Source organism: Dactylosporangium sp. CA-139114, from assembly GCF_050955725.1.
Taxonomy (GTDB): Bacteria; Actinomycetota; Actinomycetes; order Mycobacteriales; family Micromonosporaceae; genus Dactylosporangium.
The window spans coordinates 1,460,901-1,475,488 of sequence record NZ_CP192080.1 but is presented as its reverse complement, the minus strand read 5'-3'; the positions used below and the strand labels follow the sequence as shown (position 1 = coordinate 1,475,488).

The 14,588-nt window shown below is 73.2% G+C and carries 10 protein-coding genes; 2 read left to right on the top strand and 8 right to left on the bottom strand.

Annotation, left to right across the window (positions count from 1 at the left end; translation table 11 throughout):
• Positions 1-13: 13 nt before the first annotated feature.
• Positions 14-1,507: an Asp-tRNA(Asn)/Glu-tRNA(Gln) amidotransferase subunit GatB gene (gene gatB / locus ACQP2P_RS06600; protein ID WP_433614038.1), complete on the bottom strand. Its 1,494-nt coding sequence runs from the start codon at positions 1,505-1,507 to the stop codon at positions 14-16.
• Between the two features lie 76 nt (positions 1,508-1,583).
• On the opposite strand from gatB, the gene ACQP2P_RS06595 reads away from it, so the two are divergent.
• Positions 1,584-1,760: a DUF4236 domain-containing protein gene (locus tag ACQP2P_RS06595; protein WP_350624267.1), complete on the top strand. Its 177-nt coding sequence runs from the start codon at positions 1,584-1,586 to the stop codon at positions 1,758-1,760.
• Between the two features lie 11 nt (positions 1,761-1,771).
• Here ACQP2P_RS06595 and gatA read toward each other — a convergent pair whose 3' ends face one another.
• The 4 genes from gatA to ACQP2P_RS06575 all read right to left on the bottom strand — a co-directional run bounded on the left by gatA (position 1,772) and on the right by ACQP2P_RS06575 (position 6,686).
• A complete protein-coding gene (gene gatA, locus ACQP2P_RS06590; RefSeq protein ID WP_433614037.1) occupies positions 1,772-3,247 on the bottom strand; it encodes an Asp-tRNA(Asn)/Glu-tRNA(Gln) amidotransferase subunit GatA in 1,476 nt (491 codons plus the stop codon).
• A 3-nt stretch (positions 3,248-3,250) separates the two neighbouring features.
• Complete coding sequence (gatC, locus tag ACQP2P_RS06585) at positions 3,251-3,550, bottom strand: Asp-tRNA(Asn)/Glu-tRNA(Gln) amidotransferase subunit GatC (RefSeq protein WP_433084154.1); 300 nt, start codon at positions 3,548-3,550, stop codon at positions 3,251-3,253.
• Between the two features lie 68 nt (positions 3,551-3,618).
• Positions 3,619-5,691 (bottom strand): putative bifunctional diguanylate cyclase/phosphodiesterase, encoded by a 2,073-nt coding sequence (locus ACQP2P_RS06580; protein ID WP_433619012.1) that lies wholly within the window; start codon positions 5,689-5,691, stop codon positions 3,619-3,621.
• A 398-nt stretch (positions 5,692-6,089) separates the two neighbouring features.
• On the bottom strand, positions 6,090-6,686 hold the full coding sequence (locus ACQP2P_RS06575) for a dihydrofolate reductase family protein (RefSeq protein ID WP_433614036.1): 597 nt from the start codon (positions 6,684-6,686) through the stop codon (positions 6,090-6,092).
• A 71-nt stretch (positions 6,687-6,757) separates the two neighbouring features.
• Here ACQP2P_RS06575 and ACQP2P_RS06570 point away from each other — a divergent pair, with 71 nt between their 5' ends.
• Entirely contained in the window at positions 6,758-9,343 is a 2,586-nt protein-coding gene (locus ACQP2P_RS06570) for a LuxR C-terminal-related transcriptional regulator (protein ID WP_433614035.1), read from the top strand.
• Between the two features lie 821 nt (positions 9,344-10,164).
• Here ACQP2P_RS06570 and ligA read toward each other — a convergent pair.
• The 3 genes from ligA to mnmA are packed head-to-tail and all read right to left on the bottom strand — an operon-like array spanning position 10,165 to position 14,397.
• The gene (gene ligA, locus ACQP2P_RS06565; RefSeq protein ID WP_433614034.1) at positions 10,165-12,300 is read right to left on the bottom strand and encodes an NAD-dependent DNA ligase LigA; all 2,136 of its coding nucleotides are present in this window, start codon (positions 12,298-12,300) and stop codon (positions 10,165-10,167) included.
• A 38-nt stretch (positions 12,301-12,338) separates the two neighbouring features.
• A complete protein-coding gene (locus ACQP2P_RS06560) occupies positions 12,339-13,316 on the bottom strand; it encodes a methionine synthase (protein ID WP_433614033.1) in 978 nt (325 codons plus the stop codon).
• A 7-nt stretch (positions 13,317-13,323) separates the two neighbouring features.
• Positions 13,324-14,397, bottom strand: a complete 1,074-nt coding sequence (gene mnmA / locus ACQP2P_RS06555) for a tRNA 2-thiouridine(34) synthase MnmA (RefSeq protein WP_433614032.1) — start codon at positions 14,395-14,397, stop codon at positions 13,324-13,326.
• Positions 14,398-14,588: the final 191 nt, after the last annotated feature.

Sequence of the window (14,588 nt, the reverse complement as noted above, 5' to 3'; positions counted from 1 at the left end):
ACGGAACGAAACGTCAGGACAGCCGGGCGATGATCAGCTCGCGCACGGTCTTGGCGTCCGCCTTGCCGCCCGTTGCCTTCATAACCGCGCCGACCAGGGCGCCCGCGGCCGCCACCTTGCCCTCGCGGACCTTCGTGGCGATGTCCGGGTTGGCGGCGATCGCCTCGTCGACGGCCTTCGTCAGGGCGCCCTCGTCCGAGACGACCTCCAGGCCGCGCGCGGTCACGACCTCGGACGGCGTGCCCTCGCCGGCGATGACGCCCTCGAGGACGACGCGCGCGAGCTTGTCGTTGATCTTGCCGCTGTCGACCAGGGACTGCAGCTCGGCGACCGCGGCGGGGGTCACGCCCAGGGCGTCGAGCTCGGTCTCGGTCTCGTTGGCGCGGCGGGCCAGCTCGCCGAGCCACCACTTGCGCGCGGACGCGGCCGACGCGCCCGCCTCCACCGTCGCGGCGATGAGCTCGACGGCGCCGGCGTTGATCACCGACTGCATGTCGAGGTCGCTGAAGCCCCACTCGGACTGCAGGCGCTCGCGGCGCACGCGCGGGAGCTCGGGCAGGGCCGCCCGCAACTCCTCGATCCACTCGGCCGGCGGGGCGAGCGGGACGAGGTCGGGCTCCGGGAAGTACCGGTAGTCCGTCGCCGTCTCCTTGCTGCGGCCCGAGGTCGTGTCGCCGGTGTCCTCGTGGAAGTGCCGCGTCTCCTGGATGATCGTGCCGCCGTCGGTGAGCACGCCCGCCTGGCGGATGATCTCGGAGCGCACGGCGCGCTCGACGCTGCGCAGGGAGTTGACGTTCTTCGTCTCCGTGCGGGTGCCCCACGGCGCGCCCGGGCGGTTGAGCGAGGTGTTCACGTCGCAGCGCATCGAGCCCTGCTCCATGCGCACGTCGGACACGCCCAGGGTGCGGATGACGTCGCGCAGCTCGGCGACGTACGCCTTGGCGATCTCCGGCGCCCGGGCGCCCGTGCCCGGGACCGGCTTGGTCACGATCTCGACCAGCGGGATGCCGGCGCGGTTGTAGTCCACGAGGGACTCCGTCGCGCCGTGGATGCGCCCGGTCGCGCCGCCGACGTGCAGCGTCTTGCCCGTGTCCTCCTCGAGGTGCACGCGCTCGATGCCGATGCGCACCATCTCGCCGTCGACCTCGACGTCGAGGTAGCCCTCGACGCACAGCGGCTCGTCGTACTGGCTGATCTGGAAGTTCTTCGGCATGTCGGGGTAGAAGTAGTTCTTGCGCGCGAAGCGGCCCCACGGCGCGATCGAGCAGTTCAGCGCGAGCCCGATGCGGATCGTGGCCTCGATCGCGGCGCGGTTGGCGACCGGCAGGGCGCCGGGCAGCCCGAGGCACACCGGGCAGACCTGGGTGTTGGGCTCGGCACCGAACCCGGTCGGGCACCCGCAGAACATCTTGGTGTTGGTGCCGAGTTCGACGTGCGTCTCCAGGCCGATGACCGGCTCGAACGCGGCCACCGCCTCCTCGTACGACAAGTGCGTCACGGTGCTCATGAAGTGCCTGCTTTCAGCCTTGGTGTATCAACGCACGACATTGGGTATCCCTCGCACACCTGGAAGGAGCGACGTCATGCCGGTGCAGTTTCGGAAGAGCAAGAAGATCGGCCCGTTCATTTTCCACTTCACGCAGGATGGATTCTCCTCGTGGAGTTTCAAGCTGGGCCCCTGGTCGTGGAACTCCCGTAGCAAGAAGAACCGCGTGGACCTCCCCGGCCCGTTCTCCTGGCGCCAGGGCAGCCGGGGCTGATCCGGCCGCGGTCACAACGCCGGCGGGACGAGTGGCGGCAGCGCTGACTCCAGCGCGGCCGCCACTCGGTACATCCGGTCGTCGGCCATCGTCGGAGCCATGATCTGCAGCCCGACGGGCAGCCCCTCGCTCGTGCCGGCCGGAACCGAGATGGCCGGCCCGCCGTAGAGGTTCGACGGGATCGTGTAGAGGTCCGCCAGGTACATCTGGTACGGGTCCGAGGTGCGCGAGCCCAGCGGGAACGCCACGAACGGCGTGGTCGGCGCGACGAGCACGTCGGCGGCCTCGAACGCGGCGGTGAAGTCGCGCGTGATCAGCGTCCGCACCTTCTGGGCCTGGCCGTAGTACGCGTCGTAGTACCCGGCCGACAGCGCGTAGGTGCCGAGGATGATGCGCCGCTTGACCTCCGGGCCGAAGCCCGCGTCGCGCGTGAGCGACATGACCTCTTCCAGCGAGTGCTTGCCGTCGTCGCCGGTGCGCAGGCCGTAGCGCACGCCGTCGAAGCGCGCGAGGTTGGACGAGCACTCGCTCGGCGCGATCAGGTAGTAGGCCGGCAGCGCGAACTTGAAGCTCGGGCACGACACCTCGACGATCTCCGCGCCCAGCTTCACCAGGGCGTCGACCGACTCGCGGTACGCCGCGGCGACCCCGGGCTCGGCGCCCTCGCCCGCGAACTCCTTCACCAGGCCCAGGCGCACGCCGCTCAGGTCGCCCGTCGCGCCGAGGCGCGCCGCCGCGACGACGTCCGGCACCGGCCGCGGGATCGAGGTCGAGTCGCGGGGGTCGTGGCCACCGATGACGGCGTGCAGCAGCGCCGCGTCCTCGACGGTCCGCGCGCAGGGGCCCGGCGTGTCGAGGGACGAGGAGAAGGCGATCAGTCCGTACCGCGACGTGCCTCCGTAGGTCGGCTTCGCGCCCACGGTGCCGGTGACGGCGGCCGGCTGGCGGATCGAGCCGCCCGTGTCGGTGCCGATGGCCAGCGGCGCCTCGTACGCGGCCACCGCCGCCGCCGAGCCTCCGCCGGAGCCGCCCGGGATCCGCGTGGTGTCCCAGGGGTTGTACGTCGGGCCGTAGGCGGAGTACTCCGTCGAGGAGCCCATCGCGAACTCGTCCATGTTGGTCTTGCCGACCATCACGAGCCCGGCTTCGCGCAGGCGCGTCATGATCGTCGCGTCGTACGGCGGGCGCCAGCCCTCGAGGATCTTCGAGCCCGCGGTCGTGGGCACGCCGCGCGTGGTGATGACGTCCTTGACGCCGATCGGCACGCCGTCGAGCGGGCCCAGCGCGGCGCCCTGGGCGCGGCGCTCGTCGGTGGCGCGGGCGGCCTCGAGCGCGCCCTCGCGGTCGACGTAGAGGAACGCGTGGACCTTGTCCTCGACGGCCTCGATGCGCTCCAGGTGCGCGGTCGCGACCTCGACGGCCGAGACCTCCTTCGCGTCCAGGCGACGGCCCAGCTCGGCCGCGGACAGCTTGGTCAGGTCACTCACGGCTCAGGCCTCCTCGTCCAGGATCCGCGGGACGCGGAAGCGGTTCTCCTCGGCGTCGGGCGCGCCGGCCAGCGCGTCCTCGCGCGCCAGGCCGGGGACGACGACGTCATCGCGGTACACGTTCGTGAGCGGCACCGAGTGCGAGGTCGGCGGCACGTCGGCGGCGGCGACCTCGCCGACCTGGGCGACGGCCTGCAGGATCACGTCGAGCTGCCCGGCGAAGGTCTCGAGTTCTTCATCGGTGACGGCAAGCCGCGCGAGGCGCGCGAGATGCGCCACCTCCTCGCGGGAAATCGTGGCCATCGGCGCGCTTCTCCTTCAGATCGTCGGCTCGGGACGCAGCGTGACATGCGCGCGTCAACCCGACGAGTCTATTTCGTGGTGATGACGGGGCGTGCGGCAGTCTTGGACAGCCAGTCGAGCAGGCGATCCGGCGGCATCGGACGGGCGAAGTACCAGCCCTGCGCGACGTCGCAGCCGGCCTCCACCAGCATCCGCCAGGTGCGCTCGTCCTCGACGCCCTCCGCGACGACGCGCAGGCCGAGCGCCCGGGCCAGATCGATCATGGAGCGCACGATCGCGGCGTCGTCGGGGTCGGTGGCCACGCCGAGCACGAACGAGCGATCGATCTTGACCTCGGCCAGGGGCAGACGGCGCAGGTGGAGCATCGAGGAGTACCCGGTGCCGAAGTCGTCCAGCGCGATCGCCACCCCGAGCTTCTTGAGCCGCGCGAGCGTGGTCAGCACCCGGCGAGGGTCGGCCATCAGCGCGCTCTCGGTGATCTCCAGCTCCAGCCGCGACGGGTCGACCGACATCTGGGCCAGCCGCGCCGCGATCCGGTCCGCGATCTCGCCGGTGTGCAGGTCGCGCACGCTGACGTTCACCGCGACGCGCACGCCCTCGGCCGCGGGCGCGGTGTCGCGCCAGGCCGCGAGCCGCCCGATCGCCTCGTCGATGACCCGCAGCGTCAGCAGCCGCATCACCGGGCTGTGCTCGGCGACGCGGATCAGCTCCTCGGGGTCGATCGGGCCGCGCTGCGGGTGGCGCCAGCGCAGCAGGGCCTCGACGCCGACGACCGTGCCGGTGGCGAGCTCGACCTGCGGCTGGTAGTACAGCTCGATGCCGCCCTGCGGCCCCGACTCGAGCGCCTTGCGCAGGTCCGCGAGCAGGCTGAGCCGCTCCGGGGTGTTGTGGTCGGACTCGGGCGCGTAGACCGCGAGGTTGTCGCCGCGGCCCTTGGCGTCGTACATCGCGACGTCGGCGTGCCGCATGAGCTCGGCGAAGTCGGCGCCGTGCTCCGGATACACGGCCACGCCGACCGACGCGCCCACGTCGATCGGCAGCCCGTCGAGCAGCACCGGCTCGCCGAGCGCGGACATGATCTCCGCGGCGCACCGGCGCGCGCCGGCGACGTCGCGCAGATGCGGCACCACGACCGCGAACTCGTCGCCGCCGAGCCGCCCGACCAGGTTGTCGGCCCCGGACGCGCGCGCGGCCGCGGTGAGCCGCTCGCCGACCTCGACCAGCAGCCGATCCCCGACCCGGTGCCCGAGCGCGTCGTTGACCTGCTTGAACGCGTCGAGGTCGAGCAGCAGCAGCGCGAGGCGCCGCTCGGCCGCCCCGCCCTCGGCCCGCTCGGCGTGCTCCTGCAGCCGGGCCGCCACCTCGCGCTCCAGCGCCTTGCGGTTCGCCAGTCCGGTCAGCGGGTCGAGGCGCCCGGCCCGCGCCCGCTGGGCCGCCAGCTTCGTCATGCGCCGGACGGCGAAGAGCGACAACAGCGCCAGCGGTACCAGCAGTGCGTCGACGTGCGCCGCCGCGACCAGCCCCGGGGCGGACAGCAGCAGCGCCCCGTTCGGCAGCGCGTCGTTGCGGACCGCCCGCGAGAACACGGCCCACCAGCGGCCCCCGAAGCGCAGCCACAGCGCCGTGGAGACGAGCAGGTTGTTCACGATGAACCAGGTCACGGCCGCGGCGAGCACCCACGCGATCCCGCCGGTGTCCAGCAGCGCGTGGGCGTCGCCGCGCGGCCCGGGGGGCAGCAGCATCCCGGCGGCCAGGAACGACAGCATGTACTGCGCGGCGTTGAACGCGGCCCGCCAGAGCGCATGCTTGAGCCAGACCGCGGCGACCACGACGGCGACGAGCTGGACGGCGACGGCGGGGGCGCAGCCGTAGGCGATCAGTACGGCGAACGTGAAGCACACCGACGGGAACGTCTGGATGTTCTCGTCGCGCAAGCCCTGCACGAACGGCGGCGTGTCGGCGATGACCGCGAGCCCGGCGAACACCCAGAACGCGGCGTCGAGCCGAATCCCGTCCCGCAGCTCGTGCACGAAGCTGCCCACGAGCAGCAGCGCCGCGACCGCGACGACGACCGCGACGTACGCGAAGAACCGATGACGATGCCGAGGCGGCGCGACGTTGCGCAGCGCGCTCTGCTCCATCCGTTCCCCCCGCTCGTGCACCAGGCCGGCCGTACCGATTCGGACGCCTTGCGAGCCTGCACCCTCCCCGAGGGAAATTTCCGGAAAGGATGCCGAATCGATGCAGAACAGGACCCGCAATCAACCGACCGGGCGATACCCCAGTAGACAGATCAGCTTGAATATCCCCGCCGCGTGACGACGACCAAACTTTCCGTGACGATTCCGCATTGACTACGATTACCTTGAGTGCACATTACGGATACGACTCCGATCGATTACGCTCCGCCGCTTTCTTGCACCCCGATCGGACTCGGAGCGGTCAGCGCGCGACGGCCGCGTGAGCGAGTCGACGCTGTGAGGCCTCCCAGGCGGCCTCCCCGGGCCACGGTTGGCTCGTGGCCCGGGGCAAAGGGCGGTCAGCGCGCCCGGTCGTACAGCAGGCAAACCGCTCCGGAGTCGGTACTGGCGAGATCGGCGAGCGTCCACCCACTCGCCGGCAGGCCGTCCTCGAACAGCCGGGCGCCGCCGCCGGCCACGGCCGGGCACAGCGTGATGCTCAGCCGGTCCACCTCGTCCGCGGTCAGGAGCGCGCGGATGATGCTCGAGCTGGCCAGGATCACGATGTCGCTGCCCTCCTGGGCGCGCAGCCGGCGGACCTCGGCGGCCGGGTCGCTCGCCACGACCCGCGTACCGCTCCAGCTCGGCGTGGTGCCGGGCAGCGTGGTGGAGAAGACCACCTTCTCCACGTCGTTGAGCCAGGCGGAGAACGCCCGGTCCCGCGGATCGGCGTCCTCGTTGGCGGCCACGCCCGGCCAGAATCCGGCGAAGCCCTCGTAGTTCTTGCGGCCCAGCAGGGCCGTGGTGGCCTTGCCGGTGACCGCGATCATGTGCTCGCGGGCCGCGTCGGTCATCGCGTGCGGGACGATCCACCCCATGTCGTAGTCGCCGGCGGGGCCGTTGATCCGGCCGTCGAGCGAGAGGGAGATGTTGGCAACAACTCGGCGTGTGTTCATGGGGACAAGCCTGTTGGATGGCGCGGCCCGGAACATCTGCCACCTGGGAGATATGCGGGATACTCGCTCGGGTGAGATCTATCCGGCACGCTCCGCCCGAGCTGGCCGCCTTCGTGGGACGGGCGGAGGAGCTGGCCGCGCTCGACCGTCTGGCGGTGCCCGGGCGGCTGCTGACCCTGGTCGGGCCTGGCGGGTGCGGCAAGACCCGGCTCGCGCTGCGGCTGGCCGCCGGGTTCCGCGTGGAAGATCCGCAGGACGCCTGCTGGATCGGGCTGGAGGAACTGTCCCACCCGGACGACGTGGCCGACCACATCGCGGCCACGCTGGAAGTGACCGACGTGCGGGAGTTGCGCGACCGCCGCTTGCTGATCGCGCTGGACAACTGCGAGCACGTGCTCAACGGCGTGGCGGCGGCCGTTGCCGCGCTGCTCGGCGCCTGCCCGGGCGTGCGCGTGCTGGCCACCAGCAGGATCCCGCTGGGGGTGCCCGGCGAGCGGACCTGGCCGGTACCCCCGCTGTCCCTGCCCGACGCGCTCGCGCTGTTCCTGGCGCGCGCGGAGCATCCCGTGGAGCAGGATCAGCGGGGCGCCGCCCGGCGCATCTGCGACCGGCTCGACCGGCTGCCGCTGGCGCTGGAGCTGGCCGCGGCCTGGACCGCGACGCTGACCCCGGCCCAGATCGCCGGTTCGCTCACCGACCCGTACGCCATGCTGGAGGGCGGCAGCCGCACCGCACCCTTCCGGCAGCGCACCCTGGCCGAGTCGATGCGGTGGAGCCATGACCTGCTCGGCGTGCCCGAGCGGGTACTGTTCCGCCGCCTTTGTGTCTTCGAGCCCGGCTTCGACGCCGGCGCGCTGCGCGTCGCGGCGGCCGGCGACCTGGATGAGCCGGCGGCGCTGCGTGCCCTGCGCGGCCTGATCGGAGCGTCGCTCGTCATGGCGGACACGACCGGGCCCACCGCGCGGTACCGGATGCTCGCGACGGTCCGTGACTACGGCCTGGCCCGGCTCGCCGAGGCCGGGGAGACCTCGGCCGCCCGCGACGCGCACCTGAACCTGCAGCTGGCCACGCTCACCGAGCTCGCTCCCGTGCTGAATACCGACCGTGAGGCGTGGCGGACCCGGATCGCCGCCGACTACCCGAACCTGCGCGCCGCGATCGAGTGGGGACTGGCGCGGGACGATCCGACCGACGGCCGCCGGCTCGCGGCCGGCCTGGCCTGGCTGTGGCACGACGAGCAGTACGGCCGGGAGGGGCTGCGGCTCATGCGCCAGGCGGTCGAGCTGGGCCGGGACGAGCGCACCTCGTTGCAGGCGGAGTGCCTGGTCGGCCTGACCATGGTGGAGCTCACGTCGGAGCCCGGCGGCCCGCCGTATCCGTCCGTGCGCGCCGCGCTGGAACTGGCCGAGGAGACCGGCGCGGCGGCCGCGAGCCGGCTGGCCAGGTCGATCGCCGCGGTCGGGCTGCTGGCCCTCGACCCGGACCAGGCGCGGGAGCAGGCGCTGCGGGCCCGGACCGAGGCCGCCGCCGCGGGTGACGTGTTCGTCGCCGGGGCATCGGCCGCTCTGCTGGGCCTGTTGCACCTGCTCCGAGACGAACACCGCGCCGCGACCGACCTGCTCGCCCCGGCCGCGGCCGCGCTGCACGCCCTCGGCGACCGGGGCGTGGCCTCCTCGGCGCTGACCTGGCTGGCCCTGGCCGCCGCCCAGCTCGGTCACCTCGAACGGGCGGCCGGCCTCGCGAGGCAGGCCGTGACGACGGCGGCGCCGCTGCGCGAGGTCCACCGCATCGGCCTCGCCCGGGCCACGCTGGCGGAAATCCAGACCAAGCAGGGGTTGTACTCCGCCGCCGCGGCAACGCTGGCCCCGCTCGATCCGTTCACCACCGGAGCCGACGCCGTGTACGTGCCCGGTTGGGGCCGGGCCCATGCGCTGGTCGCCCTGGCCGTCGATCAGGTGGCGCAGGCGCAGGACTGGCTGGACCGGGAACAGGCATGGGGAGCGCCGCCGACCCCCGCCGGCCAGCTCGTCCGCGCCCGGGCACTGCGCCGTGCCGGCGACACCGCCGCCGCCAAGGAGGTGCTGGCTGCGCTGCTGACGTCCCCGCTGCCGTCGATCCGCGCGACGGCGCTCGCCGAGCAGGCGGCCGCCCTCGCCGAGCACGGGGACGCGGCGCTGGACCTGCAGCACGAGGCATTGCGCGTACGGTCGGCGCACGAGCTCACGCTGGACTGCGTGGACAGCCTGGAGGCGATCGCCGCGCTGCTGGCCGACCGGAACCTGGCCGGCGTGCTGGCCGGCGCGGCCGAACAGGCGCGCGAGGTGGCCGGGTACCACGGCGAACCCGCGCCGCTCGCCGAGCCGTACCCGATCGAGGCGGTGGAGAAGGGCCGGACGATGGAGCTGAGCGACGCCGTGGCCCTGGCGCAACGTGCCCGCGGCCCGCGCGGCCGGCCCGCCTCCGGCTGGGACAGCCTCACCCCGACCGAGCGGTCCGTGGTGGACCTGGCCGCGCAGGGCCTGAGCAACCCGGACATCGCCGCCCGGCTGTACATCGGCCGCGGCACGGTCAAGACCCACCTGGCCCACGTGTACGCCAAGCTGGGCGTGGCCAACCGCACCGAGCTGGCCCGGCTGGCCGCCGAACGGCGGGGCTAGTCCCAACCCGAGCCAGCTTCACCACCGCCCTGCACGCCGCCGACGACCAGATCGTGCCAGCCGCCGGCGTCATCGCCGACACCGTCATCGACCTAGTCGGTGTCATCGGTGAACGCGTCCTGGCCAACCTGCTAGCAGAACGCCGCATCCGGACCAAAACCTGCACCCGACGCCTGGTGACGGAGGGCCGCTCGAACGGCGGCGGTCGCGACGCGGCTGCGGCTCGCCGAGCGCACGGTGGAGGCGCACGCTGAAGCTCCTCGACGCCGAACGCACGAGCCGTCACTGCGCGAGCACAGGAAACCGCCGCCTCCGTCGCAGCGCCCGGCCCTTCCCCATGCGCGGCGCCGGCCTGAGCGACCCCACGGCCGCTCCTGCCCAGGCGCGGGAGGTCGCCGCACCCCTACTCGGCCGCCGCCGCTCTCCGCTTCTGCTGCGGCGCCCACCGGCTGAGCCGCCACCCGCTCCGTCCGCGGGCGCTGGGGGCAGTCGCCGGCGCTGGGTGCTGCCCGTTGGCTTGGTCCTGACCCGCCGAGCCAGGCCGAAGTCCGGAGTTCGCGACACCCGGGCCGGCCCACGGCCCGCGCGGCCGCGGATAGCTTTGGAGCCGCCGCCCTCCGCCTCCACCGCAGCGGCCAGGCCCTTCCCCGTGCGCACCGTCCGCCTGAGCCAGCCGACGCTTCACACCCGGCCATGAGCAGCCGTCGTGCCCTACTCGGCTGCGGCGCCCATCCGCAACGCCCGGCCCTGCCCGTGCACGGCAGCCGACCGACGCCGAACCCATGCGCCACGCCTGCTCGGGCGTGACAAGCCGCCGCGCCCTACTCGGCTGCCGCGGCCTCCGCCTTCGCGGCGGCCTCGGCGTCCGCTGCCGCCTCCTCGTCCGCCGGCTGAGCCGCCGCCCGCGCGGCGTCCGGGCCCTCGGTGAGCAGGACGTCGAACCCCGCCTCGTCCAGGATCGGCACCTTCAGCGACGCCGCCTTCTCCGCCTTCGAGCCCGGCGACTCCCCCACGACCACGAAGTGCGTCTTCTTCGACACGGAGCCCGAGACCTTGCCGCCGCGGGAGGTCACCGCCTCGGTGGCCTGGTCGCGCGAATACCGCTCCAGCGACCCCGTCACCACCACCGTCACGCCCTCGAGCGGGCGCGGGCCGGTGTCGACGCGCTCCTCCTCCATGCGTACCCCGGCCGCGGCCCAGCGCTCGACCCACGCGCGGTGCCAGTCGACCGCGAACCAGTCGTGCACGGCGCGGGCGATCGTCGGCCCGACCCCCTCGACGGCGACGAGCTCCTCGGTGGTCGCGTTGGCGATCGCTTCCATCGACCCGAGCGAACGGGCCAGGGCCTGGGCGGCGGTCGGCCCGACGTGGCGGATGGACAGCGCGACGATCACCCGCCAGAGCGGGCGCTGCTTGACCTCCTCGAGGTTGGCCAGCAGGTTGAGCGCGTTGGTGCCGAGGGCGCCGTTCATGTTGACGAAGAACGGGGACTTGGCGAGGCGCTCGGCGTCGATGTCGAACAGCTCGCTCTCGTTGGGGATCACCGACTCCAGCAGCGCCGCGGCCGCCTCCCAGCCGAGCGCCTCGATGTCGAGGGCACCGCGGGCGGCCAGCCCGAAGAGCCGCTCGCGCAGCTGGGCCGGGCAGTGCTGGGCGTTGGGGCAGCGGATGTCGACGTCGCCCTCCTTGCCCGGGGCGAGGGCCGTCCCGCACGACGGGCACTCAGCCGGCATCACGAACGCGTGCTCGGAGCCGTCGCGGCGCTCCACGACCGGGCCGAGCACCTCGGGAATCACCTCGCCCGCGCGGCGGATCACGACCGTGTCGCCGATCAGCACCCCCTTGCGCACGACCTCCTGCGCGTTGTGCAGGGTCGCCTGCCGCACCGTGACCCCGCCGACGAAGACCGGCTCCATCACCGCGAACGGCGTGACGCGCCCGGTCCGCCCGACGTTGACCTGGATGTCGAGGAGCTTGGTCATCGCCTCCTCGGGCGGATACTTGAACGCGATCGCCCACCGCGGCGCCTTGCTCGTCGAGCCGAGCCGGCGCTGGATCGACATCTGGTCGATCTTCACGACCACGCCGTCGATCTCGTGCTCGAGCTTGTGCCGCCGCTCCCCGTACTCCGCGATATACGCCCGCACCCCCGCCATGTCCTCGCACACCCGGTATCGGGCCGAGGTCGGCAGGCCCCACGCGCGCATCAGCTCGTAGGCCTCGGACTGGCTGGCCGGGTTGAACCCCTCCCGCGCGCCGAACCCGTGCACCAGCATCCGCATCGGCCGGCTCGCCGTGATGTGCGGGTCCTTCTGGCGCAGGCTGCCGCTGGCCGCGTTGCGCGGATTGGCGAACGGCCGCTCCCCCGCCGCCACCTGGGCCGCGTTGACCTCCTGGAAGCCCTCCAGCGTGAAGAACACCTCGCCGCGCACCTCCAGCAGCTCGGGCACGTCGTCGCCGGCCAGCTGCTCGGGGATCTCGCGGATCGTGCGGGCGTTGAACGTGATGTCCTCGCCGGTGCGCCCGTCGCCACGGGTCGCGGCCCGGGTGAGCCGCCCGTGCTCGTAGGTCAGGTTCAGCGCCAGCCCGTCGATCTTGAGCTCGCACAGGTATCGCGGCGGGCTCCCCGCGTCCCGCTCGACCCGCTCCGCCCAGGCGTCCAGCGCCGGCTCGTTGAGCGCGTTGTCGAGGCTGAGCATGCGCTCGCGATGGTCGACGGAGGCGAACTCGGTCGAGAACGTGCCGCCGACCCGCTGGCTGGGCGAATCCGGCGTGACGAGCGCCGGATACTGCTGCTCGATCGCCTCCAGCTCGCGCATGAGCCCGTCGTAGACCGAGTCGTCCACCGCGGGCGCCTGCAGCACGTAGTAGCGGTACTGATGCTCGTCCAGCTCACGAGCCAGTTCCGCGTGCCGCTCACGCGCCTCGACGGTCGGTTCGGACTCAGCGTCGGTCATGGCTGAGAACTTACCCCGCGGGTACGACAAAAACTGCGTCAGTCCAGGTCAGCCGTCAGACGCCGACCGGCCTCGCGGACCGCTGTGAGCGCGGAAGTGATCCGGGCCTCGCCCGGCAGTCCGCACGGCGGCGTCACGACCACCTGCGCGGGCAGGGACTTCGGCGGGAAGCCGAGTTTGCGCCACAGGTCGCGCACCTGGTCGGCCTGCGCGGCGGCCGTGCTCCCGGACACGCCCGCGAACAGGCCCATCCCGGCGTCCAGCTGCTCGCCCAGCGCGTCGAGGTCGCGCAGCAGCGACAGGTCGAGGGCCACCCCGACGGCGCCGGCCTCGCGCAGGAGCGAGAGCGGTACCGACGCAGCACAGCAGTGCACGACGACCGGGACCCCGGCCGCGGCGATGACCGCCGACAGCGCCGACCGCGCGACCGACGGGTCCACGGACCGCAGCGTCCCGAACCCGCTCTCGGTCGGCACGCGTCCGCCCAGCACCGCCGGCAGCGACGGCTCGTCGAGCTGCAGCAGCACGCTCGCGTGCGGGAGCCGGGCCTTGACCTCCGCCACGTGCAGGCGCACGCCCTCGGCGAGCGACGCCGCCAGGTCGCGCGCGGCGCCGGGATCGCGCAGCACCTGCCCGCCGATGGGCAGGCCCAGCGACGCGGCGAGCGTCCACGGCCCGGGCACCTGCACCTTGAACGTCCCGGCGAACTCGCCGGCCTGCTCCGTCATCTGGTCCAGGTCGCGTTCGAGCAGGTCGCGCGCGACGCGCAGGTCGTGGCCGGGCCGCGCCGCGACACGCCACCGCGCGGCGTACAGCTCGATCGGCAACTCGGTCAGGAACGCGCCTCCGCGCCCGATCATGTCCGCCCCGGGCCCCCGCGCGGGCAGCTCCGGCAGGTGCGGCAGGTCGGGCAACTCGCCGAGCACGACGCGCTGCGCCTCGGCGACGTCGGTGCCGGGCATGGAGCCGATGCCGGTCGCCGCCCCGACCGGCCAGGGGAATGAGGTCACTGCCACTCCATGGTCACGAGGTGTGCGAGATGGTGGCCGACCCGAGCACGATGTCGCCCTCGGGTGAGGGCTCGTAGCAGACGATGGCCTGCCCGGTGGCGATCCCGCGCGCGGGGCGCCCGAGCGCGGCGACGAGGCGGCCCTCCTCGAGCCGCACGGTCGCGGGCAGCGTCTCGCCGTGCGCGCGCATCTGCACCTCGCACGCGACCGCGCCGTCGGACGGTGCCGTCCACACCGGCCGCTCCCCGACCACCGTCGACACGTCGAGCGCGGACGCGGGCCCGACGGTCACCGTGTTCGTCACGGGCGTGATCGACAGCACGTAGCGCGGCTGACGGTCCGGCGCGGAGACGCGCAGGTCGAGCCCGCGGCGCTGGCCGACCGTGTACGCGTAGGCGCCCTCGTGCCGCCCGATGACGGCCCCGCTGGTGGCGTCGACGATGTCACCGGGCGCCTGCCCGAGCCGCTCCGCGAGGAAGCGCTTGGTGTCGCCGTCGGCGATGAAGCAGATGTCGTGGCTGTCGGGCTTGTCGGCGACGGCGAGCCCGCGCGCGGCCGCCTCCGCGCGCACCTCGGCCTTGGTCGAGTCGCCGAGCGGGAACATCGCCCGGTCCAGCTGCGCGCGCGTGAGGACGGCGAGCACGTAGGACTGGTCCTTGGCCAGGTCGACGCTGCGCCGCAGCAGCCCGTCGCCGCCGAGCCGCGCGTGGTGCCCGGTGACGACGGCATCGAACCCGAGCGCGACCGCGCGATCGAGCACCGCCGCGAACTTGATCTTCTCGTTGCACCGCAGGCACGGGTTCGGCGTCCGCCCGGCCGCGTACTCCGCGACGAAGTCGTCCACCACGTCCTCATGGAACTGCTCCGCCATGTCCCACACGTAGAACGGGATCCCGATCACATCGGCGGCCCGCCGGGCGTCCCGCGAGTCCTCGAGCGTGCAGCACCCGCGCGCGCCCGTGCGGTAGGTCTGCGGGTTGCGCGCCAGCGCGAGGTGCACGCCCGTCACGTCATGCCCGGCCGCAGCCGCCCGAGCAGCCGCAACGGCCGAGTCGACCCCGCCGGACATCGCCGCTAGCACTCTCACGCTCCCAGCGTACCGGCGCGCGGAGGCGTATTTTCCGGGGCGGCTTTCCATGGCTCGGGTCCGCGTCAGTGACTGACCGTTGCTCCCGCCAGACAAATGGGCGGTCCTGAGGGCCTTCGGCCGGAGAGGACCGCCCAGCCGGGTCCGCGGGGCAAGGACAAACCCGCACCGTCCGCCTCCCCCACCGCGGA

Bases quoted from the DNA above. Each gene is read 5' to 3' on its own strand.
- gatB (WP_433614038.1), bottom strand. From the start codon at position 1,507: ATGAGCACCGTGACGCACTTGTCGTACGAGGAGGCGGTGGCCGCGTTC.
- ACQP2P_RS06595 (WP_350624267.1), top strand. From the start codon at position 1,584: ATGCCGGTGCAGTTTCGGAAGAGCAAGAAGATCGGCCCGTTCATTTTC.
- gatC (WP_433084154.1), bottom strand. From the start codon at position 3,550: ATGGCCACGATTTCCCGCGAGGAGGTGGCGCATCTCGCGCGCCTCGCG.
- ACQP2P_RS06580 (WP_433619012.1), bottom strand. From the start codon at position 5,691: ATGGAGCAGAGCGCGCTGCGCAACGTCGCGCCGCCTCGGCATCGTCAT.
- ACQP2P_RS06575 (WP_433614036.1), bottom strand. From the start codon at position 6,686: ATGAACACACGCCGAGTTGTTGCCAACATCTCCCTCTCGCTCGACGGC.
- ligA (WP_433614034.1), bottom strand. From the start codon at position 12,300: ATGACCGACGCTGAGTCCGAACCGACCGTCGAGGCGCGTGAGCGGCAC.